The sequence below is a fragment of the Streptomyces sp. NPDC005791 genome (assembly GCF_042871485.1).
Lineage (GTDB): Bacteria > Actinomycetota > Actinomycetes > Streptomycetales > Streptomycetaceae > Streptomyces.
This window is the reverse complement of sequence record NZ_JBIAIP010000009.1, coordinates 163604-188630: the sequence shown is the minus strand read 5'-3', so window position 1 is coordinate 188630 and position 25027 is coordinate 163604. Positions and strand designations below refer to the sequence as shown.

Annotated in this window: 24 protein-coding genes and 1 riboswitch; of the genes, 12 read left to right on the top strand and 12 right to left on the bottom strand. The window is 71.5% G+C overall.

Features of this window, described 5'->3' with window-relative positions; all coding sequences use genetic code 11:
• Positions 1–2: 2 nt before the first annotated feature.
• The 3 genes from ACFYSH_RS19435 (at position 3) to ligD (ending at position 5558) form a co-directional block, all read left to right on the top strand.
• Positions 3–3731 (top strand): SAV_2336 N-terminal domain-related protein, encoded by a 3729-nt coding sequence (locus tag ACFYSH_RS19435; RefSeq protein ID WP_388753940.1) that lies wholly within the window; start codon positions 3–5, stop codon positions 3729–3731.
• 224 nt (positions 3732–3955) lie between these two features.
• Positions 3956–4549: a dihydrofolate reductase family protein gene (locus ACFYSH_RS19430; RefSeq protein WP_388753937.1), complete on the top strand. Its 594-nt coding sequence runs from the start codon at positions 3956–3958 to the stop codon at positions 4547–4549.
• A gap of 46 nt (positions 4550–4595) precedes the next feature.
• Positions 4596–5558: a non-homologous end-joining DNA ligase gene (gene ligD / locus ACFYSH_RS19425; RefSeq protein WP_388753934.1), complete on the top strand. Its 963-nt coding sequence runs from the start codon at positions 4596–4598 to the stop codon at positions 5556–5558.
• Between the two features lie 21 nt (positions 5559–5579).
• Here ligD and ACFYSH_RS19420 read toward each other — a convergent pair whose 3' ends face one another.
• The 3 genes from ACFYSH_RS19420 to ACFYSH_RS19410 all read right to left on the bottom strand — a co-directional run bounded on the left by ACFYSH_RS19420 (position 5580) and on the right by ACFYSH_RS19410 (position 7963).
• Positions 5580–6515, bottom strand: a complete 936-nt coding sequence (locus ACFYSH_RS19420) for a Ku protein (protein WP_359464615.1) — start codon at positions 6513–6515, stop codon at positions 5580–5582.
• Positions 6516–6685: 170 nt separating this feature from the next.
• Positions 6686–7162, bottom strand: a complete 477-nt coding sequence (locus tag ACFYSH_RS19415; RefSeq protein ID WP_359464617.1) for a GNAT family N-acetyltransferase — start codon at positions 7160–7162, stop codon at positions 6686–6688.
• A gap of 105 nt (positions 7163–7267) precedes the next feature.
• A complete protein-coding gene (locus tag ACFYSH_RS19410; RefSeq protein WP_359464619.1) occupies positions 7268–7963 on the bottom strand; it encodes an SDR family oxidoreductase in 696 nt (231 codons plus the stop codon).
• A gap of 138 nt (positions 7964–8101) precedes the next feature.
• On the opposite strand from ACFYSH_RS19410, the gene ACFYSH_RS19405 reads away from it, so the two are divergent.
• The 4 genes from ACFYSH_RS19405 (at position 8102) to ACFYSH_RS19390 (ending at position 11861) form a co-directional block, all read left to right on the top strand.
• The gene (locus ACFYSH_RS19405) at positions 8102–8998 is read left to right on the top strand and encodes a helix-turn-helix transcriptional regulator (protein ID WP_388753929.1); all 897 of its coding nucleotides are present in this window, start codon (positions 8102–8104) and stop codon (positions 8996–8998) included.
• Between the two features lie 216 nt (positions 8999–9214).
• Complete coding sequence (locus ACFYSH_RS19400) at positions 9215–10060, top strand: excalibur calcium-binding domain-containing protein (RefSeq protein ID WP_388753926.1); 846 nt, start codon at positions 9215–9217, stop codon at positions 10058–10060.
• 152 nt (positions 10061–10212) lie between these two features.
• A complete protein-coding gene (locus ACFYSH_RS19395; RefSeq protein ID WP_388753923.1) occupies positions 10213–11055 on the top strand; it encodes a ketose-bisphosphate aldolase in 843 nt (280 codons plus the stop codon).
• A gap of 26 nt (positions 11056–11081) precedes the next feature.
• Positions 11082–11861, top strand: coding sequence for a DeoR/GlpR family DNA-binding transcription regulator (locus tag ACFYSH_RS19390; RefSeq protein WP_388753920.1), 780 nt, complete (start codon positions 11082–11084; stop codon positions 11859–11861).
• A gap of 12 nt (positions 11862–11873) precedes the next feature.
• Here the strand turns inward: ACFYSH_RS19390 and ACFYSH_RS19385 are convergent, their stop codons facing one another.
• Complete coding sequence (locus ACFYSH_RS19385; RefSeq protein WP_388753917.1) at positions 11874–12395, bottom strand: hypothetical protein; 522 nt, start codon at positions 12393–12395, stop codon at positions 11874–11876.
• Between the two features lie 111 nt (positions 12396–12506).
• Here ACFYSH_RS19385 and argG point away from each other — a divergent pair, with 111 nt between their 5' ends.
• Entirely contained in the window at positions 12507–13955 is a 1449-nt protein-coding gene (gene argG / locus ACFYSH_RS19380) for an argininosuccinate synthase (RefSeq protein ID WP_359464633.1), read from the top strand.
• Between the two features lie 68 nt (positions 13956–14023).
• On the top strand, positions 14024–14329 hold the full coding sequence (locus tag ACFYSH_RS19375) for a hypothetical protein (protein ID WP_359464636.1): 306 nt from the start codon (positions 14024–14026) through the stop codon (positions 14327–14329).
• Positions 14330–14374: 45 nt separating this feature from the next.
• Here the strand turns inward: ACFYSH_RS19375 and ACFYSH_RS19370 are convergent, their stop codons facing one another.
• Positions 14375–15736 carry a DUF445 domain-containing protein gene (locus ACFYSH_RS19370; protein WP_388753914.1) on the bottom strand — a complete coding sequence of 454 codons (1362 nt, stop codon included), beginning with the start codon at positions 15734–15736 and terminating at the stop codon, positions 14375–14377.
• 153 nt (positions 15737–15889) lie between these two features.
• Here ACFYSH_RS19370 and ACFYSH_RS19365 point away from each other — a divergent pair, with 153 nt between their 5' ends.
• Positions 15890–17143: an SGNH/GDSL hydrolase family protein gene (locus ACFYSH_RS19365; RefSeq protein ID WP_359464640.1), complete on the top strand. Its 1254-nt coding sequence runs from the start codon at positions 15890–15892 to the stop codon at positions 17141–17143.
• A gap of 28 nt (positions 17144–17171) precedes the next feature.
• On the opposite strand, the gene ACFYSH_RS19360 is transcribed toward ACFYSH_RS19365, so the two are convergent.
• From ACFYSH_RS19360 to ACFYSH_RS19345, 4 genes are read right to left on the bottom strand one after another with little or no spacing between them, the layout of a single operon-like run.
• Positions 17172–17882, bottom strand: a complete 711-nt coding sequence (locus ACFYSH_RS19360) for a DUF1707 domain-containing protein (protein WP_359464643.1) — start codon at positions 17880–17882, stop codon at positions 17172–17174.
• Positions 17883–17892: 10 nt separating this feature from the next.
• Positions 17893–18885: an ATP-binding cassette domain-containing protein gene (locus ACFYSH_RS19355; protein ID WP_388754185.1), complete on the bottom strand. Its 993-nt coding sequence runs from the start codon at positions 18883–18885 to the stop codon at positions 17893–17895.
• Between the two features lie 18 nt (positions 18886–18903).
• Complete coding sequence (locus ACFYSH_RS19350; protein WP_388753911.1) at positions 18904–19776, bottom strand: ABC transporter permease; 873 nt, start codon at positions 19774–19776, stop codon at positions 18904–18906.
• A complete protein-coding gene (locus ACFYSH_RS19345; protein WP_359464647.1) occupies positions 19769–20569 on the bottom strand; it encodes an ABC-2 family transporter protein in 801 nt (266 codons plus the stop codon). The genes ACFYSH_RS19350 and ACFYSH_RS19345 overlap by 8 nt, the downstream gene beginning before the upstream one ends.
• A gap of 144 nt (positions 20570–20713) precedes the next feature.
• Between ACFYSH_RS19345 and ACFYSH_RS19340 the strand changes: the two genes are divergently transcribed.
• The gene (locus ACFYSH_RS19340) at positions 20714–23161 is read left to right on the top strand and encodes a transglycosylase domain-containing protein (RefSeq protein ID WP_388753908.1); all 2448 of its coding nucleotides are present in this window, start codon (positions 20714–20716) and stop codon (positions 23159–23161) included.
• A gap of 13 nt (positions 23162–23174) precedes the next feature.
• Here the strand turns inward: ACFYSH_RS19340 and ACFYSH_RS19335 are convergent, their stop codons facing one another.
• The 3 genes from ACFYSH_RS19335 to ACFYSH_RS19325 form a co-directional block, all read right to left on the bottom strand.
• Positions 23175–23495 (bottom strand): multidrug efflux SMR transporter, encoded by a 321-nt coding sequence (locus tag ACFYSH_RS19335; protein ID WP_189525900.1) that lies wholly within the window; start codon positions 23493–23495, stop codon positions 23175–23177.
• Between the two features lie 36 nt (positions 23496–23531).
• A riboswitch (guanidine-III (ykkC-III) riboswitch) is annotated at positions 23532–23596 on the bottom strand.
• Between the two features lie 60 nt (positions 23597–23656).
• Entirely contained in the window at positions 23657–23992 is a 336-nt protein-coding gene (locus ACFYSH_RS19330; RefSeq protein ID WP_051834804.1) for a co-chaperone GroES, read from the bottom strand.
• A 76-nt stretch (positions 23993–24068) separates the two neighbouring features.
• The gene (locus tag ACFYSH_RS19325; RefSeq protein WP_359464654.1) at positions 24069–24389 is read right to left on the bottom strand and encodes a DUF3618 domain-containing protein; all 321 of its coding nucleotides are present in this window, start codon (positions 24387–24389) and stop codon (positions 24069–24071) included.
• A gap of 129 nt (positions 24390–24518) precedes the next feature.
• On the opposite strand from ACFYSH_RS19325, the gene bcp reads away from it, so the two are divergent.
• Entirely contained in the window at positions 24519–24986 is a 468-nt protein-coding gene (gene bcp, locus ACFYSH_RS19320; protein WP_359464657.1) for a thioredoxin-dependent thiol peroxidase, read from the top strand.
• Positions 24987–25027: the final 41 nt, after the last annotated feature.

The following is a 25027-nucleotide window of genomic DNA, read 5'->3' as shown; positions in this document are numbered from 1 at the left end:
CCGTGCCCGACCGTCTGCTCTCCGTGCTGCGGGACGTCGGCTTCGACGTCACCGCCGAGGAGCTGGTCGACTTGCTGTGGCTGGCCGAGCGTATGCCGCCCGACGCGCCTCTGGCAGTGGCCGCGGGTCTCCAGGGCGTGGACGTCCGGCCGCCCGGCACGGCCGCGGAATCCGACGCCCCACAGGTGACCGCCTGGCCGGAGGCGACGGGGACGGCCGGGCGGCCGGACGCGCCGGAGGACGAGCCGCCACGGGCCGCACTGCACGCCGCCGCCCCGCCGGAGGAAGCGCCCCGGGCGGACGGCAGCGACGGCCCCGATGACGTCGTCCCGGAGGACCCGAGCCGGGAAGACGGCCCCGACGTCCCCGGGACCGGGACAGCGGCGGAGCCCGTCGAGGACCGGAGCCGCGCCCTGCCCGTGCGCATCCCCCATCCGCACGCGCTCGCCCTCCCGTTACGTACGGCCCGCGCGCTGCGGCCGCTGAAGCAGTACCGCCCGCATCCGTCGGCCGAGGAACTGGACGAGGCGGAGACCGCGGCGCAGATCGCCCACTCGGGTTTCCTCGACGTGGTGACACGCCCCGCCCGTGAACGCTGGCTGGACCTCGTCGTCGTCGTGGACGACGGTGTCTCGATGCTCCTGTGGCAGCAGCTCTGCTCGGAGCTCAACTCGCTGCTCGCGCACCTCGGCGCCTTCCGCCAGATCCGTACCTACGGGCTACGGCTGAGGCCCGGCCGGGCACCGAGGCTCAGCTCGCGCCCCTTCGTGCCGGACGCGCCGGCCGTGTCCGCCGAGGTGCTCACCGACCCGTCGGGCCGGACCATGACCCTGGTGATCTCCGACGGGGCCGGCCCCGGGTGGCGCACCGGTGCCATGCGGTCCGTGCTGTCCCGCTGGGCGTCGCACGGTCCCACCGCGGTGATCCACACGCTGCCGCCGCGCATGTGGCGGGGTTCCGGACTGCCCACCCGCCGCTGGTCGGTGCGGGCGCCAGGCCCGGGGGCCGCCAACTCCACGTGGCGGGTGCGGGATCCTGTGCTGCCGGAGCCGCTGCCCGCGTCCGGCATGACGCCCGTCCCCGTCCTGACACCGTCGCCCCGGTCATTCGCCGACTGGGCCAGGGTCACCGCGTCCGGAGGCCCCGGAGGCGTGCTGGCCCTGTGGGACGCGGAGGCGGCGGAACGGCAGCGGCCGTCGGGTGTCCGGGCCTCCTCGCGCACGAAGGGGTCGGCCCGACGCGTCCTGCCCGACGCGGAGGTGCGGCGCTTCCGCCGCGCCGTGTCGCCCGAGGCGTACCGTCTGGCCGCCCATCTCGCGGCGGTGTCACCGCTGACGGTCCCGGTGATGCGCCTCGTGGTCCACTCGCTCCCGCGTCCGGTCACCACGGCTCACCTGGCCGAGGTGTTCCTGAGCGGCATGCTGCGTCCGGCGGAGGCGGAGCACGGTCCTCCGTCCGCCACGGTCCTGCCCCAGCAGCGTGTCTTCGCGTTCAGCAGCCACTCACGGGACATCCTCCTGGACGCCGTCCCCACCACCGAGGTCCTGGCCTCCACCCGCCGGGTCTCCGAGCACATCGCCGAACTGGTGGGCCGTTCACCGGACTTCCCCGCCTGGCTGGACCGCCCTGACGGGACGAGCCGGCTGCCCGAGGACAGCAGTGCCTTCGCCTGGCTGAGCCCGGCGCTCCAGGACCGCCTCGGGCTGACCGGCCTGTCGGCGCAGGAGTGGGCCGAACAGCCCACGCTGCCGCAGGAGATCCGGCTCAGCCCGCCGGGGAGCATCTACCCCAATTACCCGCTGGTGGGGTACTCACAGATGCGGAGCGACTGGTCCGCCGTCGACCACCTCGCCTTCCATGTCCAGAAGCCCATCGGCGGATACCGGATCACCGGTCAGGCCCCGGGGTGGCGTGACAAGCCCGATCTGTTCGCCGGGGAGAAGGACGGGCACACAGCTGTGATCCGGGTACCGCTCCCGAAATTCCCCCAGGGTGTCTCCCTGATACGCCGGGAAGCCCTCGTCCTCGCCCGGTTCGACCACCCCTGTCTGCCCTCCCTCCTCGACGCCGACCTGAGCGCCCCCACCCCCTGGGCGGCCGCCACCGGGGCCATCGGCAAGTCGGGATACGGAGCGCCGACACTGCAGGCCCTGGCCATAGGCCTGCGCATGTACGAACGCTTCAGTACGGACCTGATCCTGGTGCTCGGCCAGCGGCTCGCCTCGGCCCTCGACCACAGCCACAGTGCGGGAGTCGTACACGGCCATCTGACGGCCGACCGCATCCTGCTCACCCTCGACGGACCGCTGCTCGTCGGCTGGCACCGTGCCGAGGTCGCCGACCCCGGCACCGGCCGGCCGGCCGGCGGAGACGTACGTGCGCTCGCCGCCCTGCTCGGACTCCTCGGGGCCCGGGCGGACCGGCACCCGATGGGCGGGAGGAGGTTCGCGCCCCTTCTGACCGGTGACGACGACGCACCTGCGGTGGGCCGTGAACTCGTCGACGAGATCTCGGACCCGTCCCTGGCCGCGATCCTCCGCCCCTTCCTGACACTCCCGGCGCACCACAGGGCGATGACCGCGGAGTCCATGCTGGCCGCCTTCCGTGACCGCGTCCCCCGCGACGCGTTCCTGCAGCCGTTCTTCTGGTGGCTGCCCGCCAGTACGAGGGACGTCGTCGACCGAGCCCGGCTCGATCTGTCCCCGAGAGCCGCGCCGGACCCGCGCCTCCTGCTCCCCGCGCCGCCGCCGCCCGCACCCGAGATCCCGGTCCCGGGCGAAGAGCCCCCCGCGGCCGACCACCCGCCCGCGGCACACCAGCCGGGCCTCCGGGGACGCCAGCTCACACGGTGGTTCCGCCTGCCGGGCCGCCCCGAGCAGATCTCACGCCGTAACCTCCGCCGCCGTACGAAGGCCGGCGAGGAAACCGTCATCCGTCCGCTCGACGACGGGACGAACCGCCCGGGCCGTCTCGCCCTGGTGTTCGGCGCGGGAACGGGCTGCGGGCGGTCGACCGTGGCCGTACAGCTCGCTTCCGCCCTCGCCGCGGCGGCCCCCGCCTCCCGGCGTCCGCCCGTGCTGATGCTGCCGTTCGATCCTGCGACCCACGTACTCGGATACCGCATGGTGGCCGACGGAGGGGCCGCGCACCGGCACGGGCTCCCCGGCTACCAGGTGTCGGCGACGCTCTCCCCCGCCGACGTCCGGCTCTCCCCCACCGGGGTCTGGGTGACGCTCAAGGACTCCAACCGTGCGGACTTCGTCCACCAGCACGCTCCGGCGGGACAGCCGCCGCCCCCGGCCCGCGAACACCGGGACATCCTCTCCCGCATGCGCAGGATGGGCACCCTCGTGGTCGACTTCACCGGCGGTTTCGCACCGCCGGGACCATCGCTGCGCGGGACCTTCGGCGACATCGACCGGCTCGTGGTCGCCTGCTCAGGCGACCCGGACCAGGTGGCCGGGACCGTCGCCGAACTGGGCTGGATCGCGCAGCACCGTCACGCGTCGCTCGTGTCCGACGCCCTCCTGATCCTGTCCGACCTCACCGGTACTGCCGCCGGGCGGACCGGTCTCGACGAAGCGGAAGCACTGATCGGCCCTCTCGTGCGGAACGTGGTGCGTGTCCCGCACGACGCGGCCCTGCGGGACGACGGTCTCGTCGACCACTCGGCTCTCGCGCCGGACACGAAAAAGGCGTTCAGGAAAGCTGCCCACGGCCTCTTCGGCTGATCCCGTCCCACGCACCCGACCCGCCACCTCGGCGAGGGCGGCCGGTCGGCGCCCACGCCATCATGGCGGCCGGCGCGCGGCTCGGGCGGACGGACGCGTATCTGCCCGGCCAGGCGGCCGGCAGTTTCCGGCCCCTCAACTCGATTGTCATACCTGTCGGTTACTTTTCCGGCGTGCGGCAGTCTTCACAGCCGTACATCCGGAACGGAAAGAGGAGCGAAGCCGTGCGCATCGTCATCAGTGAGTTCATGAGTCTGGACGGCGTCGTGCAGGCGCCCGGCGGGCCCGAGGAGGACACCGAGGGCGGATTCACGCAGGGCGGCTGGTCGCACCCGTACTTCGACGAGGTGGTGGGCGGGGCCTTCGACACCGCGCTGAAGGACGCCGACGCCCTGCTCTTCGGGCGCCGCACGTGGCAGAACATGGCCGGGGCGTGGCCGGAGCGGGCGGGCGACCCCTTCGCCGACCGGATGAACTCCCTCCCGAAGTACGTCGTCTCCAGCACCCTCGGGGACGACGAGCTGACCTGGGACAACACCACGCGCATCCCCGGCGGCTCGGCCGTCGCCCGCATCCAGGAGCTGCGCGCGGCGGAGGGCCGTGACCTGCTGGTCATGGGGAGCCCCACCCTCGCGCGGACCCTGCTGCGGGAGGGCCTGGCCGATGAGCTGCGGCTCATGATCATGCCGGTGATCGTCGGCGGCGGGAAGACGGTCTTCCCCGGGGACGGTGTGCTGCGCCCCCTCCACCTGGTGTCGACGGTGACCAGCGGAACCGGCGTGCAGGTCTGCACGTACCGCGCCGCGGCCGAGGCGTAGGCCGTGTCCGCGAGCCGGGCGGCGTGACTGCTGGGAGGCTGCTGCCATGGCCTCTCTGCCCCGGATCGCCCCCATGCTCGCCACTCCAGGCCGTCTGCCGTCCGCCGCCGTGGACGACCAGTGGGCCTATGAGGTGAAGCAGGACGGCCAGCGCGCCATCGCCTGTCTGCCGGGGGACGGTTCGCTCCAGCTGCTGGCCAGGTCCGGGGCCGACATCACCCCGGCGTACCCGGATCTGGCGGCGCTCGGGGCGGCGCTCGGCGGCGTACCGGCGGTGCTGGACGGTGAGATCGTCGCGCCGGACGAGCAGGGGCGCAGTGACTTCGAGCGGCTGCAGTCACGGATGGGGCTCTCCGGGTCGCCCGGCAAGGCCGCCCGTATGGCGCAGCTGGTACCGGCCCACCTGGTGCTGTTCGACGCCGTGTTCCTGCGCGGCCGGAGCCTTCTGCCCCTGCCCTACACCGAGCGGCGGGCGGCGCTGGAGGAGCTCGGGCTGCAAGGGCCGCACTGGTCGACGCCCGCGGTGGTCGTGGGACACGGCGAGGAGGCCCTGGCCATGACACGTGAGGCCGGTCTGGAGGGCGTCATCGCGAAACGGCTGAGCTCGGTGTACGAACCCGGGGTGCGCGCCCGTACGTGGATCAAGATCCGCCATGCCCGCACGGTAGACGTGATCGTCGGCGGCTGGGTGCCCGGACGCGGGCGGCTGGGCGGTCTGCCCGGTGCACTGCTGGTCGGCGAGCGGCACCCGGGCGGCGGCCTGCGCTATGCGGGCAGCGTCGGCACGGGGTGGAGCGACGCCGAGCGGCAGAGGCTCGCCGAACTGCTCCACGTCGCCGCGGTCGACACCTGCCCCTTCGACGGGACGCCACCGGTCGCCGGGGCCCACTGGGTGCTGCCCCGGCTGGTCGGCGAGGTGCGGTACGCGACGCGGACGAAGGCGGGCCGGCTGCGCCATCCCTCCTGGCACCGGCTCCGCCCGGACCTGGCGCCGGACGACCTCGCATGAGGTGAGGGCCCTGGACGCCGGTCAGGAGGCGGTGCGCTTCTTCGCGGCCGTCTTCCTCGCAGGCTGCTTCTTGGCCGCCGCCGTCTTCTTGGAAGCCGTCTTCTTCGCGGCGGGGGCGGCCTTCTTGCGGGTACGGGGCTTGCCGGGCGTCATCTCGTGCACGGTCGCGTCCTCGCCCCGCGTCTCCTTGGCCGCCTTCACCGACGCGTTCAGCGCGGCCATGAGGTCCATGACCTTCCCCGACTCCTCCTCCTCCTGCCCCGCCGCCTCCGGCAGCGCCTTGCCCTCGGACTTGGCCGCGAGCAGCTCCTCCAAAGCCTCCCGGTAGCCGTCACGGAAGCCCGAGATGTCGTCGAGGGCCATGCTGTCGGTGAGCTGCACGGCGCGTTCGATCTCGCCCTCGTCCAGCTCGGTCTCCCGGGGGGCGAGGGACGCGGGGCTGCGGATCTCGTCCGGCCAGCGCATCGAGTGCAGCACGATCGCGTCCTCCCGCACCCGCAGCAGGCCGAGCCGCTCACGGTTGTGCCAGGCGAACTTCGCCACGGCGACCTTGTCGCTGCGCTCCAGCGCCTGCCGCAGCAGGGCGTACGGCTTCGCGGCTACCTGGCCGTCGACCGCGAGGTAGTAGCTGTCGCTGATCCGTACGGGGTCGATGCTGTCGGCTTCGACGAACGCGACGATCTCGATGGCCTTCGCCGTCGGCAGCGGCATCCGGTCGAGTTCCTCGTCCGTGACGGGCACGGTCCGGTCCTTGGCGACCTCGTAGCCCTTGCCGATCTCGTCCTGCGAGAGGACCTTGCCGTCGACCTCGCACACCTTGCGGGTGCGGATCCGGCCCATGTCCTCCTGGTGGTACTGGTGGAAGGAGATCGCGTGGTTCTCGGTGGCGGACACCACCTTGATCGGGATCGTGACCAGTCCGAAGCTGATCGCTCCTGTCCACAGGGGCCGCGGCATCCAGTACCTCCAGACCCCCCTGGTGGCTTGGCCGGGAGGCGGACCGGAGCGCCTGGAAGGGAGAACCGGGCCCGAGAGGGGCCTTGGCGCGGACCGGCCCACCGCCCGTACCCCCGATCCTCGCGCGCCCGGCCCAGGACCGCATGTGGATCACCGGTCACGGGCCACGGTCAGGCGTGGTGGAGGTCCTTCTCGCCGACCACCTCGTCCTCGCTCATCTCCCCGGTGCGCCGGAACCCGAGCCGCAGATAGAACTCCTCCGGGCCGCCCTCCCCCGGCGTCCAGGTCACGGTCACCCGCTCCTGTCCGCGCCGCAGGATCTCCTCGCACACGGAGTTCACCGCGAACCGCCCGTACCCCTTGCCCTGCTCGTCGGCCGCGACGGCCAGCCGCCAGAGGCCGGAACGGGGCCGGTCCGCGGGGTTCGCGGGGTCGAACCGTACGTCGAAGAAGGCCATCACGAAGCCGACCAGCCGGTCACCGTCGAACACCAGCCGGGGCCAGGCAGTCCCCGGGTCGGCGTACGCCTCGGCCAGTGACCGTGCCACCGGTGCGACGAACCGTTCCTGGCCCGGTGCGACCTTCAGCCGGCACGCTGCGAGGACGTTGTCCGGAGTCACCTTCTCGAGGCGGAGCTGCGCTGTCATGCGCGTACCGTACGGGCTCGGTCCGGCGCCGGGCCATCGGTTTCGCCCCACGGGCCCGGCCGGCCCGCTCGGAGGTCAGGCCCGCCCGGCCGGGCAGTGGTCACGTCACCAGGCGGCGGGGCCGGCCTCGTCGAAGAAGCCACCGGTCGGGCCGTCGGCGTCGATGAGTGCCATACGGACGATGATGTCCGCGCCGTCCTCCACCGTGTTGTGGCCCGTGTTCCCGTTGAGGTCGGTGGCGGTGTAACCGGGGTCGACGGCGTTGAACCTGATGCCCGGGTAGGCCTTCGCGTACTGCGACGTCACCATGACCAGCGCGGTCTTGGACGAGTTGTAGTCGAGCGCCGCCACGCCGAACTCGATGCGGTCCGGGTCGTTCGTCGCCGCCAGTGAGCCGAGACCGCTGGACACGTTCACGACGACCGGGTCCTTCCCTGCCTCCAGCAGCGGCAGGAACGCCTTGGTCACGCGTACGGCGCCGAAGACGTTGGTCTCGTACGTGTTCCGCATGTCCTCCCCGGTCGTCTCGCCCACCGGCTTGCGGGCACCGACGATCCCGGCGTTGTTGACCAGGACGTCCAGCCGGCCCGCCTCCTTCCGTACGAACGCGGCGGCGTCCTCGACGGACTCCTCGTCCGTGACGTCGAGCCGGACGAAGCGCGCCCCGAGCCGCGCCGCCGCTTCCTCACCGCGCCGGATGTCGCGCGCCCCGACGTAGACCGTGTGGCCGGCCTCGATGAGGCGGCGTGCGGTCTCGAAACCGAGGCCCTTGTTCGCCCCGGTGATGAGGGTGGTGGTCATGATGGCGCTCCCGTGTTCAACAGACGGTTGGTCGATGCCTTCACCGTGCCCGTGTCCCCGGGGAACAGGGAGTGCCCGCCGTAACGGGTGGACCGCCGGTACCAGGCTGTTCCGGGACTCCGCCCGGATACTGGACGGGTGAGCGCACCCAAGGACACAGCACCGCCGAAGGCCCGGTCCGCGAACCCGTCCGGGGACCCGGGCTCCAACGCCCTGGGCAGGGCCCTGCACGGGTGGCGGGACCGGATCTCGCCGGAGACCGTAGGTCTGCCCGCCGGTGGAGTACGGCGCGCGACGGGCCTCCGTCGCGAGGAGCTGGCCCAGCTCGCCGCCCTGTCCGTCGACTACATCACCCGGCTCGAGCAGGGCCGGGCCACCTCCCCGTCGCCGCAGGTCCTCGCCTCGCTGAGCCGCGCCCTGCGCCTCTCGGAGACCGAGCGCACCTACCTGTACCTCCTCGCAGGACAGCCCGAGCCCGGGCCCGGCCACATCTCGGCCCACATCCCGCCCGGACTGCGCCGGCTGCTCGACCAGATGAACCGCACCCCGCTGAGCGTCCACGACGCCGCCTGGAACCTCGTCGAGTGGAACCCGCCCTGGGCGGCGCTGCTCGGCGACCCGTCCGCGCTGCGCGGCCGCGAACGCAACGTGGTCTGGCGGCACTTCGCCGGCCGGCCCGGCCGGGTCCGCCAGACCCCCGAGCAGCGTGCCGCCTTCGAAGCGACGATGGTCGCCGACCTCCGGGCGGCAACGGCCCGCTACCCCGCCGACGTGGGGCTGCGCTCCCTGATCAAGGACCTGCGGGAGACCGGCACCGACTTCGCCGCACTGTGGGACTCGGGCATCGTCGGCATCCACCGGTCCGGCGCCAAGACCATCACCCACCCGGACATCGGCACGATCACCCTCGACTGCGACGTCCTGGTCGCCGCGGGCAGCGACCTACGGGTCGTCGCGTACACCGCGCCCCCCGGCAGCGATGCCGCCGCCCGGCTCGGTCTCCTCGACGTCATCGGCACCCAGGCCATGGCCTGACCCGGCCGGGAGCCCGGAATGGGCTGTCCCGGGAGGGTGGACGGCTCGCCGCCTGAAAAACGCCCGGAACCCCTCCACCACCTCTACACATTTTCATCACAATTGCGCTTCCTTTCCACGGAAAGCATCGTCACGCCGGATCGCCGCTGCGAGCATCACCCCCTCCACCGCACAACAGCACGGAAACGCCTTGGGGGGCACATGAACGCTCGAGTGATGAACGGCCGGCTCAGAACGGCGGCGGGGGCCGCGGTCCTGGCACTGGCCCTGGCGGGATGCGGGGGCGACGACGGCGTCACGACCCAGGACGCGAAGCCCGCCGCGGCATCCGCATCGGCCTCCCCGCAGCGGGCGCTCGCGCTCGCCGACGACGTGACGAGCACCGAGGCCGGCCAGGAGATCGTGATCGAGGCGCTGGCCAACGACCGCGTGACCCTGGAGACCGGCACCGACGCCGCACTCCTGGATACCTACCGGCCCGCCGAATTCAGCCTCACCGTGGACAGCCCGACGCCGCACGGGGCCGTCACGGTGCAGGGCACCACGCTCGTCTACACCCCCACGGACGGATACGCCGGCGAGGACGAGTTCACGTACGACGTCGCGGTGAAGGGCGCGGGCCCTGCGGCCGACAGCGCAGTCGTGCGGATCACCGTCGCCGAGCCCACTCCGACTCCGACGCCCACCCCGACGCCGACGCCCACGGTCGCCCGGACACCGAAGGCGAAGGCCACGAAGCCCGCCGAACCCTCCGTGTACTACGCGAACTGCGACGCCGCACGGGCCGCCGGGGCGGCCCCCGTCCGGCGGGGCGACCCCGGTTACGCCGCCCACCTGGACCGGGACGCCGACGGAGTCGGCTGCGAGCCGTACGGATCCTCCGGATCGAGCGGCGGGGGCTCCACCGGCGGGAGTTCCGGCGGGGGCTCCACCGGCGGAGGCGACACCTCCTACGCCAACTGCACCGCCGTCCGCGCCGCGGGAGCCGCCCCCATCCACCGAGGGGACCCCGGATACGGATCCCACCTCGACCGGGACGGCGACGGAGTCGCCTGCGAGTAGTCCCGCCCTCTCCGGTCACCACCTCAGCAGCCGCCTCCGGTTCCCGACGGAGGCGGCTGCTCTTTTCCGACCTGCGCCAAAGGCGCTATAAATGAGCAACTTCGAGCACCATTCGCCTGGGTTCACGCAGCCCGCACCCGCGAAGGACGCCCATGCCGCTCATATCCACCGGTGACATCACGCACGGCGCCCGGAGAGACGCGACCGGCGTCGGGGCCTTCAACGTCGTGCAGATCGAACACGCACAGGCCATCGTGGGCGGGGCGGAAGCCGCCGGGCTGCCGGTGATCCTCCAGGTCAGCGAGAACACCACCCGCTACCACGGCGCCCTCGAACCGATCGGGCTCGCCTCGCTCGCCGTCGCCCGGCGGGCGGGCGTGCCGGTGGCCGTGCACCTCGACCACGCCGAGTCGGCGGCGCTGGTGCACGAGGCGGTCCGGCTCGGCTTCACCTCCGTCATGTTCGACGCATCGGCGCTGCCGTACGCCGACAACGTCGCCGCCACCCGCGAGATCACCGCCTACTGCCACGGCCACGGCGTCTGGGTGGAGGCGGAACTCGGCGAGATCGGCGGCAAGGACGGGGCGCACGCCCCGGGTGTGCGGACCGATCCGGACGAGGCGCGGGCCTTCGTGGAGGCCACGGCCGTCGACGCGCTGGCCGTGGCCGTCGGCAGTTCGCACGCGATGCTGACCCGCGACGCCGTGCTCGACCTCGCGCTCATCTCACGGCTGCGCGACGCGGTGGGCGTCCCGCTCGTCCTGCACGGCTCCTCCGGCGTCGGGGACACGGGCCTCGCCGCGGCGATCTGCGCGGGCATGACGAAGGTCAACATCTCCACTCACCTGAACAAACTGTTCACCCGGGCCGTCCGCGCCTATCTGGACGACCACGCCGACGCCGCCGACACCCGCGCCTACCTCGGCCCGGCCCGCGACGCCGTCGCGGCGGAGGTGGCGCGCCTGCTCGACATCCTGGCCCGGCCCGGGCGATAGGGTTCGCTGCGAGCAAGGGAGACCAGGTGGCGGCACACACACGATGGACCCGGCTGCTGGAGATCCTCAGCGACCAGGGCCACCTCGACGTGCTCGACGCCGCCGAACAGCTCGGCTGTTCCGCCGCCACCGTCCGCCGCGACCTGGACGAGCTCGCCCGGCAGAACCTGCTGACCCGCACCCGGGGCGGGGCCGTCGTGAGCACCGTCGCCTACGACCTGCCGCTGCGCTACAAGGCGGCCCGCAGGGCCGACGAGAAGCAGCGCATCGCGAAGGCCGCCGCCGAACTCGTCCCGACGGGGTCCACCGTCGGCCTCAACGGCGGCACGACGACCTCCGAGGTGGCCAGGGAGCTGGCGCTTCGGCCCGAGCCGGCGGGCGGAGGCGTGGCGCTGACCGTGGTCACCAACGCGATCAACATCGCCAACGAACTGGCGGTCCGCCCGCAGGTGAAGATCGTCGTCACCGGCGGGGTGGCCAGGCCCCATTCGTACGAACTCGTCGGCCCGCTGGTCGACTCCGTGCTGCGCACCCTCGCCCTCGACTACACGATCCTCGGCGTGGACGCCGTGCACCCCCGCTTCGGAGCGGCCACGCACGACGAGTCGGAGGCCGGCGCCAACCGGGCCCTCGCCGAGTGCGCGGGCACGGTGATCGTGGTGGCCGACTCCTCCAAGCTCGGCCGCCGGGCCTTCGCCCAGGTCTGCGAGACCGGTGCGGTGTCGATCCTGGTCACGGACCGGGGCGCATCCGAGGACGTCGCCGAGGAGTTCACCGCCCTGGGGATCGACGTACTGCGGGTGTGACCCGGCCGCCGGTCAGCGGTAGTCGTCCGGGTGGTCCTGCATCCAGGTGTTGACGCGGTCCCGGGTCCCGATCAGCGCGGCGCGGTGCTTCTCCAGATTCGGCGTGGAGACATCGCCGTCCAGCGTCGTACGCAACGCGCTCGTCCACGCGAGGGGTTCCTCGAAATGGCCGGGGCCCTTCTTGTCCGCCTTCATCGCCTCGTCCAGACGGTTCAGTTCGTCGTTGACCCGGCCCAGGAAGTAGGCACAGTCCCCCGCCCCGGGGGTGCAGGTGTCGTCCAGCGTCGCCTGGAGTCCGGCGAAGGCGTCGCGGACGAGCTCCGGCGCGTTCGGATCCTCCTGGATGACGAGGGTGGGCGTCGGTGACGGTGTGGGCATCAGGGACACCCCACCCGCCGCCGTCCCGGCCGCGGACGGGACCGCCTGCGGGACGTCGTCACCCGGCCCGTCCGTGGTGGTCGCCGCACCGCAGCCCACCAGCAACGCCCCCAGAACCACGGCCGGTATCACGGCACGCGGACGGATACGGATCATCTTGAGGCCCCCCTCGTCGTTCGGACCCGGACCGTATCCCGAGGCCGGCGGCCATGTCTTCCCGCGAACACCCCATTTGCATATGCATGCGAACGAGTGCATACTCTTCCTATGTCTAAGGTTCTCACCTCCCTGCCCACCGGCGAGCGCGTCGGCATCGCTTTCTCGGGCGGCCTCGACACCTCGGTCGCGGTCGCGTGGATGCGCGACAAGGGTGCCGTCCCGTGCACCTACACCGCCGACATCGGCCAGTACGACGAGCCCGACATCGCGTCGGTGCCCGGCCGGGCGAAGGCGTACGGCGCGGAGATCGCGCGCCTCGTCGACTGCCGGGCGGCACTGGTCGAGGAGGGCCTGGCCGCGCTCGCCTGCGGCGCGTTCCACATCCGCTCGGGCGGCCGTGCCTACTTCAACACCACGCCGCTGGGCCGTGCCGTCACCGGCACGCTGCTGGTCCGCGCGATGCTCGAGGACAACGTGCAGATCTGGGGCGACGGCTCCACGTTCAAGGGCAACGACATCGAGCGGTTCTACCGCTACGGCCTCCTCGCCAACCCGCACCTGCGCATCTACAAGCCGTGGCTCGACGCCGACTTCGTCACCGAGCTCGGCGGCCGCAAGGAGATGTCGGAGTGGCTGGTCGCCCACGGGCTGCCCTACCGCGACAGCACCGAGAAGGCGTACTCCACCGACGCCAACATCTGGGGCGCCACCCACGAGGCGAAGACCCTGGAGCACCTGGACACCGGTGTGGAGACCGTCGACCCGATCATGGGCGTCCGGTTCTGGGACCCCTCGGTCGAGATCGCCACCGAGGACGTCACGATCGGCTTCGAGCAGGGCCGCCCGGTCACGATCAACGGCAAGGACTTCGCCTCCGCCGTCGACCTGGTGATGGAGGCCAACGCCATCGGCGGCCGGCACGGCATGGGCATGTCGGACCAGATCGAGAACCGGATCATCGAGGCCAAGAGCCGCGGCATCTACGAGGCACCGGGCATGGCCCTGCTGCACGCCGCGTACGAGCGCCTGGTCAACGCCATCCACAACGAGGACACCCTCGCCCAGTACCACAACGAGGGCCGTCGTCTGGGCCGCCTCATGTACGAGGGCCGCTGGCTGGACCCGCAGGCGCTGATGGTCCGCGAGTCCCTGCAGCGCTGGGTCGGCTCGGCCGTCACCGGCGAGGTGACGCTGCGGCTGCGGCGCGGTGACGACTACTCGATCCTGAACACCACGGGTCCCGCGTTCAGCTACCACCCGGACAAGCTCTCCATGGAGCGCACCGAGGACTCGGCGTTCGGCCCGGTGGACCGCATCGGCCAGCTCACCATGCGCAACCTCGACATCGCCGACTCGCGTGCCAGGCTCGAGCAGTTCGCCGGCCTCGGCCTCGTCGGCACGACCCAGCCCTCGCTGATCGGAGCCGCACAGGCGGCGGCGACCGGCCTGATCGGCGCCATGCCCGAGGGCGGCGCCCAGGCCATCGCCTCACGCGGCGAGGTCTCCGGCGACGACGAGCTGCTGGACCGCGCCGCCATGGAGTTCGGCACCGACTGACGGGCGGCCTATCCTCGGATTCCCGGCGGACACGCCGACGGATACGCAGGAGAGCGAAGGTGGCGGCAATGGCGAAGGTCCCGGCAGCGGCAGTGGCGGCGGGCGGTCTCCTCGGCGGGTACGGAATCGCCCGCTGGACCAGGAAGCGCCCGCTGGGCGGCATCGCACTGGCCGCCGCGGGGTCGGTCGCGGCGTACGAGTGGAACCGGCAGGCCGGGGCCCGCGCGGCCACGGGCCTGACCGTCGCCTATGTGGCCGCCTTCGCCGGCTCGCACCCCCTGGCCAAGAAGGTCGGCGCCTGGCCCGCGGTGTTCACCGTGGCGGGCGGCGTCGCCGCCGCGTCGTGGGCGGTCACCCGGCGCAGCGCCGGGTGACGACGAGCAGGGTGTGCCCGTACGACAGGCCGGGCACACCGCCGGTCAGCCTCCCAGCGCGTGGGACACCGAGTAGATCGCCAGACCGGCCAGCGCACCCACCACGGTGCCGTTGATCCGGATGAACTGCAGGTCGCGACCGATGTGCGCCTCGATCTTCTTCGAGGTCTGGTCGGCGTCCCAGCCGGCCACCGTGTCGCTGATCAGCGAGGTGATCTCCGCACGGTAGGTCGTGACCACGTACGCCGCCGCGTCCTCCAGCCAGCCCTCCAGCTTGGCCTGCAGCCGCTCGTCCGTGGACAGCCTGGCTCCCAGGGACATCAGCGACGTCCGGGCCCGCATCCGCAGCTCGCTCCGCTCGTCCTCGGCCGCCGCGAGGATCATCGTACGGACGGAGGACCATGCGGAGGCGATGACGTCCTGGACCTCACCGCGCCCCAGGATCTCCGACTTCAGCCTCTCCACCCGGGCCCGGGTGTCCGTGTCGGTCTGGAGGTCGGCGGCGAAGTCCGTCAGGAACGTGTCGATCGAGCCGCGCGCCGGGTGCTCCGGCATGTCGCGCATCTCCGTGACGAAGCGCAGCAGCTCCTTGTAGACCCGCTCCCCCACCCGCTTGTCGACGAACCGGGGTGTCCAGCCGGGCGCCCCGCCCTGCACCGCGTCCATCACGGAGTCGCCGTGCAGGACCAGCCAGTCGTGCGCCCGTACGCAGACGAGGTCGACGACCCTGCGGTGACCGCCGTCCGAGACGATCTTCTCCAGCATCTTGCCTATCCCCGGGCCGACTTCCGCCGCGTCCGCCCGCCGGGTGATCGCCTCCCCGACGACCGCCTGCACATCGGAGTCCCGCAGCACGGTCAGCGCGCCGCGCAGCGCGGTGGCCAGTTCGGCGGTGACCCGGTCCGCGTGTTGCGGCTCCGCCAGCCAGGTACCGAGCCGCGAACCGACCCCCAGGGCGTGAATTCGGTCACGAACGACGTCCCCGGAGAGAAAATTCTCGCCCACGAAGGAACCGAGTGACTCCCCCAACTGGTCCTTCTTGGTGGGAATGATGGCGGTGTGGGGGATCGGCAGACCGAGCGGACGCCGGAAGAGCGCCGTGACGGCGAACCAGTCCGCCAGCGCACCGACCATCCCCGCCTCGGCAGCCGCTGCGACGTAGCCCGGCCAGCCGCCCACACCCGCGTTCTCCGCCCAGGTGGCGAGGACGTACACGAGCGCGACGAGCAGGAGCAGACCTGTGGCGGTGGTCTTCATGCGGCGCACACCGCGCCGCTTCTCCTCATCGGCGGCGGTGTACGCGAACCCGCCCAACGTCGGCCTCGGCCGCCCGCCAGGAGCCCCGGGCCGTCCGGGCACATGGTCCTGCGCCCCGGATGCCGTTCCTTGTCCCGCGTCCTGTTCCATCCGCTCCACCCGTCCGCGTACGCGTCACGCCGTGCCGTACGCATTGTCCCTACCTCACCTACTCCCGGGCCGCACGTCGAGTTCCCCGGGGCCTGTCGCATCATGAGAGCAACCCGGACACCGGGCCGAACACCGCAAGGAGAATCACCGCAGATGCCCAGGCGCCAGGGGTACGCCCTGCTCATCGCCCTCGTGGCAGGCACCGCCGCGCTCGCCGCCGCCGTCGCGTTCGGTACGTCGCTGATCGCCGGGGCCCGCCAGGCACCGCTCAGCGGGCCCGAGACCCGTGCGGCGGCCCGCGATCCCGCCGCGCCGGCCAACTCCATCGGCACCTGGGTCGCCACCTGGACCGCTGCCCCCGTCAGCGCGGAGCCGCACACCGGGCAGGGCTACCCCGGCCGCACCATCCGCAACATCGTGCACACCAGTGTCGGCGGGGACGCCGCCCGCATCACGCTGTCCAACCTCTTCGGCGTCGCCCCGCTCGTCATCGACCAGGCCACCGTCAACACCCGCCGGGTGACCTTCGGCGGTCTGCCCACCGTCACCGTCGCCGCGGGCCGACAGGTCGTCAGCGACCCTGTCGTCGTCCCTGTCGCCCCCGACACCGACCTCGAGGTCGCCTTCCGCACCCCGCACGCCTCCGGGCCGGTCACCCAGCACCCCAACACCCACCAGACGTCCTACCTGGCCGACGAGCACGCCACCTGGAGCACCACCCGGTGGCGGTACCTGACCGCCGTGGACGTCCGCAACACGACGTCACCCGGCGCGATCGTCGTACTCGGCGACTCCCTCACGGCCGGCAGCGGCTCCACCACCGACGCCGACAACCGCTGGCCGGACGTCCTCTCCGACCGGCTGCGGCACACCTACGGCATCGCCAACCAGGGCATCGCCGGCAACCGCCTCCTGCGCGACAGCCCGCCCGCACGCAACGGGGCGGGCGGGCAGAGCGGTGCGCACCGCTTCGAGCGCGACGTACTGTCCGTCGCCGGCGCGCGGACCGTGATCGTCGCGCTCGGCATCAACGACGTGCAGCAGCACCCCCAGGAGCACGACCCCGACCGCATCACGGCCGGGCTCCGCTCCCTCACCGAGCGCGCACGCGCCCAAGGGCTGCGGGTCGTCGGAGCGACGCTGACGCCCTTCCAGGGCTACGCCACCTGGTCGCCCGAGAGCGAGCGTGTGCGCCGGGCCGTCAACGAGGAGATCCGTTCCGGCCGGATCTTCGACGCGTTCGTCGACTTCGACCGGGTCGTGCGCGACCCGTACGCCCCCAACCGGATCCTGCCCGCGTACGACTCGGGCGACCGGCTGCACTTCAACGACGCCGGTTACCGCGCCCTGGGCCACGCGATCGACCTCGGCACGGTGGACGGCACCCCGAAGGCCGACGCCTTCTGACACGGGCTCAGGCCGGACGCCCGGCCGCTCAGCCGAGCTCCTTGCGCCCGTCCCCCGCGTCCGGCTTCCGCAGCCGCAGCCGCTCCGCCTCCTTCAGCCGCTGCCGCTGCGCCTTGCTCCACTTGCGGTCCACGCCCACCCCGCCCATGAGCGCGAATCCGGTCACCCGCACCCGCGGGGCGCCCGGCTCCGGTTCGCCCGCGTCCTTCGTCCGCTCGTCGAAACCACCCATGAAGCCGACGCCGTTGACGTGCAGGTCCACGTTCGGCGGGACCTTCACGTCGATCCCGCCCATGATCGCGAAGCAGCGGATCACCACCTCACGGTCCTCGAAGTCCGCCTCGCGCAGATCGATGTCGCCACCGCCCCACACCGCGACCGCGGTGAACACCCGCCCCACCGTCCAACGGCCCCTGCGCCCGAACCCGCTCCAGAAGGCGAACGCCTTCGTCGAGGTCGCGGGACCACCGATACGCCGCGACCAGTCCGCGGAGGGGGACGCCCCAGGGACCGTGACGGGCGGCGGACCCACCACCGGCGCCACAGCCGCACCCGGCGCCGGAAGGTCACTGACGAGCGGAACCAGTTCCCCGTGCGTACGCGCCTTGAACGTCGCGTCGAGCCGCTGCTCGAACTCGTCCATCTGCAACCGGCCCTCGGCCACGGCCTCCCGCAGGGCCTCGGCGACCCGCTCACGTTCCGCGTCGGAGGCACGCATGTCCGGGTTTTCACTTGTCATACCGCGCACCTTATAGAGCGACGCCGGGACGGGCCTGGAGAGCAGAATCCGACACGTACATCTTCGCGATCACGGACTCGATGTCCGGCTCCCGCACCGACAGATCGACCAGCGGATAGTCCGCCGCGATACGCGCCACCAGCGGAGCGGCCGACGCCGCCGCCGGGAACGCCAGCCACTGCCGGGGCCCCTCCACCTTCACCACCCGCACCGAAGGTTCCGACCCGAGCTCGATCGGCGGAAGCTCCCGCTCCAGGTCCACGACCAGCGTCCGCTCACTCCCGCCCCTCTCGTGCAGCCCCGTGAGCGCACCGTCGTACATCAGACGCCCGTGGTCGATCACCATCACCCGCTTGCACAGCTGCTCGATGTCGGTCAGGTCGTGCGTGGTCAGCAGAACCGTCGTGGACCGCTCCGCGTTCAGGTCCCTGAGGAACCCCCGTACCTTCGCCTTGGAGACCACGTCGAGCCCGATCGTGGGCTCGTCCAGATACAGCACCTCCGGATCGTGCAGCAGAGCCGCCGCGATATCGCCCCGCATCCGCTGCCCCAGCGACAGCTGACGCACCGGAACGTCCAACAGGGCGCCCAGATCCAGGAGTTCGACGCACCGGTCCAAATTCTCCCGGTACCGGCTGTCCGGGATCCGGTACATCCGGTGCATCAGCCGGTACGAGTCCCGCAACGGCAGGTCCCACCACAGCGTCGTACGCTGCCCGAACACCACCCCGATCCGGTGCGCCAGCTTCGTACGCTGCCTGGACGGATCGATCCCCGCGACCCGCAGCCGGCCACCGCTCGGCGTGAGGATGCCCGTCAGCATCTTGATCGTCGTCGACTTGCCCGCCCCGTTCGGGCCGATGTAGCCGACCATCTGCCCACGCGGCACCCGGAAGCTGATGCCGTCCACCGCCCGCACCTCACGCCGCTCACGGCGCAGGAAACCCGCCCTGCGGCGCACGTCGAAGACCTTCTCGACACCGTCGAGCTCGATGAAGTCCATGTCGCCCACGCCCACTCCTCAGCTTCCCGTGCTGCGGTACGCCCGCAGCCCCGCCCGCCACGCCAGACCCGCGAGCACCCAGCACCCCACGGCCACCAGCGGCGGCAGGAACGCCACCCACCGGGGCAGGTCCAGCGGATAGTCCCGGCCCAGCACGTACAGGGCCGGGAGCCAGCTCACGAACGCCAGCGGCACCACGAACGTCACCCCGCGCACCAGGTCCTTCGCGAAGACCGACGGCGGATACTGCAACAGCGTCGTCCCGCCGTACGTGAACGCGTTCTGCACCTCCGACGCGTCCTGGACGTAGAACTGGAACGCCGCACCCGCCACGAACACCGCCCCGAAGATGGCCGCGCCGCTCAGCACCATCAGCGGCAGCATCACCACCTTCAGCGGCGACCAGTCGATGTCCAGCGTCCACAACGCGTACCCCAGCACCAGCAGGCCCTGCGTGATCCGCCCCAGCCTGCGCAGCGCGAACCGGTCCGCCGCCACCTGCGCCAGCACCGGGACGGGCCGCACCAGCAGCGTGTCCAGCGTCCCGTCCCGCACCCGCCGCCCCAGCCGGTCCATCGACCCCAGCACCAGATCGGACAGCCCGAACGCCGTCGCCGACGTCCCGTACAGCAACGCGACCTCCGGCAGGGTGAAGCCACCCAGCACGTCGACGTGCGCGAACATCAGCATGATCGTGACGAAGTCGAACGCCGTCGACACGAAGTTCCCGACGGTCGTCATCACGAACGACGCGCGGTACGCCATCGTCGAGCGCAGCCACATCGCCACGATCAGCCCGTACGCCCGCACCCCCTCGACCAGCCGGGACCGCTCGGCGAACGCGGTCTCCGGCTCCACGGCCGCGACACGCTCCACCCGGACCTCAGCCACCCTGGACCACCACCCTCCTGGTCGCCACCGACTGCAGGAGCCGCCCCGCCAGCAGCAGCACCACCGCCCAGCCGGCCTGGAAGGCGTACGCCCGCAGCACGTCCCAGCCCGCGTACGTGCCGAGGAACACATCGGCCGGAACCTGGAGCAGCGACGACCACGGCAAGGCACGGGCAAGCTCCCCGAGCCAGCCGGGGAACAGCGTCAGCGGCAGCATCATCCCCGAGAAGAACAGCCCGGCCAGCCAGGCGATCTGCATCGCGCCCGCCCCGTCCATCAGCCAGAACGCCGACAGCGCGACCAGGAAGCGCACCCCGAAGCTCACCACCACCCCCAGAGCCACCGACACGAGGAAGGCCAGCCAGGTCCACCCGGAGCCCGGCAGCGCCAGATCGAAGGCCAGCGCCCCCAGCGCCATCGGCACGACCCCACGCCCCAGCAGATGGAACGCGGCCCGGCCCAGATCCCCCGCCAGCCACCACAGCTGCAGATCGGCGGGCCTGTACAGATCGACCGCGATGTCACCCGTACGGACCCGCTCCATCAGCTCGTCCTCGAAGCCGCCGCCCATCATCGCGCAGGTCGCCAGCAGGGCCTGACCCAGCCACACATAGGTCAGCGCCTGCGACATGTCGTAGCCGCCCAGCTGGGGCCTCTCGTCCCACAGGGCGATATAGGTGTACGCCATGATGAAACCGAAGACGGTGTTGGTGAACACCCCCGCGAGCGTCGCCATCCGGTAGGTGGCATACCGCCGGAACCCACCGGCCGCTACCACGGCATAGAGCCGCACCTCGCCCCCCTTTCCGCCAAAGCGCACGACGTTAGTCCATGGCGATCGGCCGCCGCGACCCCATTTCCGTGGAGGATCCGAGGGTTATCCGCCCGAAAAGTGCACTATAGGAAAATCATCCGCAGTCGAGGAGCCTCCACAGTCATGAGCCACGAGCCACCGCAGCACGGCGGAGACCCTGGTCCACAGGGCTCCGAAGGATGGGCCCCCCGGGACACCTCGGCCACGGCCTCCACCCCCGACCCCCAGCACCCGAACGGCGCACAAGCCACCGAAGGGCGCGCGAAACGACCCAAGCGGCCCAAGCGCTCCGGCTGGCGCCGGGCCGTCCCGACCTGGCGCATGACCCTCGGCGGCGTACTGCTCCTCGCCCTGCTCCTCGTCGGCGGGTTCATCGCCGGCTACCAACTCGTCGGCATCCCCGCCGCCAACGCCAGCGCGACCGCCCAGTCCAACGTCTACCTGTACGAGGACGGCACCGTCATCGCCCGCGACGGCGAGATCAACCGCGAGAACGTCCCCCTCCGCCGCGTCCCCCGCACCATCCAGCACGCCGTACTCGCCGCCGAGGACCGGGACTTCTACTCCGAGGACGCCATCGACATCAAGGCCACCCTCCGCGCCGGCTGGAACACCGTCACCGGCAAGGGGCGGCAGGGCGGCTCCACCATCACCCAGCAGTACGTCAAGAACTACTACCTCGGCCAGGAACAGACCGTCGTCCGCAAGGCCAAGGAATTCTTCATCTCCATCAAACTCGACCGCGAACAGAGCAAGGACGAGATCCTCGAGGGCTACCTCAACACCAGCTACTTCGGACGCAACGCCTACGGCATCCAGGCCGCCTCCCATGCCTACTACGGCAAGGACGTCGAGGACCTGGACGCCGGCGAAGGCGCCTACCTCGCCTCCCTGCTCAACGCCCCCAGCTCCTACGACGTCGTCGCCCATCCCGAGAACAAGAAGGCCGTGCTCGCCCGCTGGGACTACGTACTGGACGGCATGATCAAGCACGACTGGCTCGAAGCCGCCGACCGTGACGCCATGACCTTCCCCGTCCCGGGCAAGGCCAAGCCCGCCACCGCGCTCTCCGGCCAGCGCGGTTACATCGTCCAGGCCGTCGAGGACTACCTCACCGACAACAAGATCATCGACGAGGACACCCTCGCCACCGGCGGCCACCGCATCACCACCACGCTCCAGAAGAAGAAACAGGACGCCCTCGTCCAGGCCGTCGAGGACAACATCCTGTCCAAGACCAGCGACGACCGCGAAGCAGACCGCAACGTCCGCGCCGGTGGCGCCTCCATCGACCCCGCCACCGGCCACGTCGTCGCCCTCTACGGCGGCATCGACTACACGAAGCAGTACGTCAACAACGCGACCCGCCGCGACTACCAGGTCGGCTCCACCTTCAAACCGTTCGTCCTCGCCGCCGCCCTCGCCAACGGGTCCACCACCCAGAAGAACCGCGGCATCACCCCCAACACCCGCTACGACGGCACCAACGAACGCACCGTCCAGAGCGCCACCGGCTCCACCGGCTACTCCCCCGCCAACGAGGACGACGTCGACTACGGCTCCATCACCGTCCGCGAAGCCACCGACAAATCCGTCAACGCCGTCTACGCCCAGATGGCCCAGGACGTCGGCCCCGAGACGGTCAAGGAAACCGCCATCGCCCTCGGCATCCCCCAGGACACCCCCGACCTCACCGCCTCACCCTCCATCGCACTCGGCCCCGCCACCGCCAGCGTCATCGACATGGCCTCGGCCTACGCCACCCTCGCCGACCACGGCAGGCAGCGCCCCCACACCCTCGTCTCCAAGATCAGCAAGAACGCCACCGAGCTCGCACTCCCCACCCGCACCACCCGACGGGCCATCAGCCGGGAAGCCGCCGACACCACCACCTCCGTCCTGCGGAGCGTCGTCGACGGCGGCACCGGCACCGCCGCCCAGGGCGCGGGCCGCCCCGCCGCGGGCAAGACGGGCACCGCCGAGGAGGACAAGGCCGCCTGGTTCGCCGGTTACACCCCCGACCTCGCCACCGTCGTCGCCGTCATGGGCCAGGACCCCGAGACCGGCGTACAGAAACCCCTGTACGGCGCACTCGGCCTCGCCCGCATCAACGGCGGCGGCGCACCCGCACAGACCTGGGCCGCCTACACCCGGGCCGCGCTCGAAGGCAGCGAGGTCCAGGGCTTCGAGCTGGAGGCAGACGAAGGCCCCGAAGAGCCCGACCCGGACGAGAGCGCGGAGGGCGAGGACACCGAGGAGGCCAGGGGCACCAAGGCACCACGGGACGGCGGGGACACACGGAAACCCGGCACCGGGGACTCCCGCGAGCGGCAGGACAGCGCCCGCCCCCGCACACCGGACACCCGGCCCGACACCGCACGGGCCCCGCGGACACCCCGCACCGCCCCACCCGCCGCCGGCCCCACCCGCGCCCCCGCCCCCGCCACCCGGCACACCCCCGACACCCGCCCCGTCGCACGGCAGGACAAGGACGGCACGGCCGCCCCCGGCCGCAGGACCGAGCAGGACGGAAGGGGCGGCCAGGGCCTCCTCGGCCCCGACCGCCCCTGAACACACAGCGCCCTCAGTGCCCGGACGTCGCCTTCAGCCCCACCACAGCCACCAGCAGCAGACAGACGAAGAAGATACGGGCGGCGGTCACCGGCTCGTTCAGCACGACCATGCCCAGCACCGCCGCGCCGGCCGCGCCGATCCCCACCCACACGCCGTACGCCGTACCGATCGGCAGCGTCTTCGCCGCATGGGACAACAGCACCATGCTCGCCACGATCCCCAGCCCGGTGAACACACTCGGCCACAACCGGGTGAACCCCTCGGTGTACTTCATCCCGATCGACCAGCCCACTTCCAGCAGACCGGCCACGACCAACAGAACCCACGCCACGACGGCACCTCCACGACGGAACACGCGAAACACACGGGTGCGTCGTCTTTGCGAAACCCGGTACGGCGCGTCTCGTCGGGGTCACACCACCGTAGCAAGCCCGCAGAACAGCCAAAAGGCCTGGTGACCACAGTCACCAGGCCCACTCACCGCACCGCCGCCTACAGATACAGCCCGGTCGAATCCACCGAACCCTCGAACCGGTCCGCCGCCACCGCATGCAGATCCCGCTCCCGCATCAGCACGTACGCCACGCCCCGCACCTCGACCTCCGCCCGGTCCTCCGGGTCGTACAGCACCCGGTCACCCGGCTCCACGGTCCGCACGTTCTGCCCGACCGCGACCACGGCGGCCCACGCCAGACGCCGGCCGACCGCCGCCGTCGCCGGAATCAGGATGCCGCCGCCCGACCGCCGCTCGCCCTCGGGCGAATCGGACCGGACCAGGACGCGATCGTGCAGCATCCGGATCGGCAGCTTGTCGTCGGTGGTGCTCATGCCGTTGTCGCTCACGTCCCGAAACCTACCTGCCCCGCACCGGTCCGCACGCCCCAGGGCCCGCCCGGGACCGCGCTCAGCGCTTCCTGCGCCGCGCGGACACCGTCAGCAACGCCACCGCACCGGCCACCACCAGCGCCGCCGGAATGACCCGCTCCAGCCGCGGCGACCCGTCCTCGGCCACGAACTGCGCCTTCACATCCGAAACCGAACGGTTCACCGCGACGAACGCACGCCCCGCCGTCCGGTCCACCGTCGACGCGACCTTGGCCTTCGCGTCACCGATCATCGTCTTCGGGTGCACCCGCACCCCGATCTCGTCCAGCACCACCGCAAGCTGCGCACGCCTGCTGATGATGTCCGCCTCGATCTGCGCAGGGGTCCTCGTATCCGACACTGCGCCGCCTCCGTGGTCGTCGTCGGGTAAACCTTCATCGACAGTCTGTCAGCTCGGCCGCTCCTACACCCGGCGGCACCCCCTATTACGCTCGGTGCCACACAGCCCACGTGCCACTCGAGGAGAAACATGAGCGAGCGACTCCAGACCGGCGACACCGCCCCCGCCTTCACCCTTCCGGACGCCGACGGCAACGAGGTCTCGCTCGCGGACCACAAGGGCCGCAAGGTCATCGTCTACTTCTACCCCGCCGCACTTACCCCCGGCTGCACCAAGCAGGCCTGCGACTTCACGGACAACCTGGACCTCCTCGCCGGTGCGGGCTACGACGTCATCGGCGTGTCGCCCGACAAGCCGGAGAAGCTCTCGAAGTTCCGCGAGCAGGAGAACCTGAAGGTCACACTGGTCGGCGACCCCTCCAAGGAGACCCTGGAGGCCTACGGCGCGTTCGGCGAGAAGAAGCTCTACGGCAAAGTGGTGACGGGCGTGATCCGCTCCACGTTTGTGGTCGACGAGGAGGGCAAGGTGGAGAAGGCCCTCTACAACGTCAAGGCGACCGGCCACGTTGCCAAGATCATCAAGGACCTCGGAATCTGACCCCGGTCCCTGGGTGTCCCGACCGGAGAAGATGTGAGCGA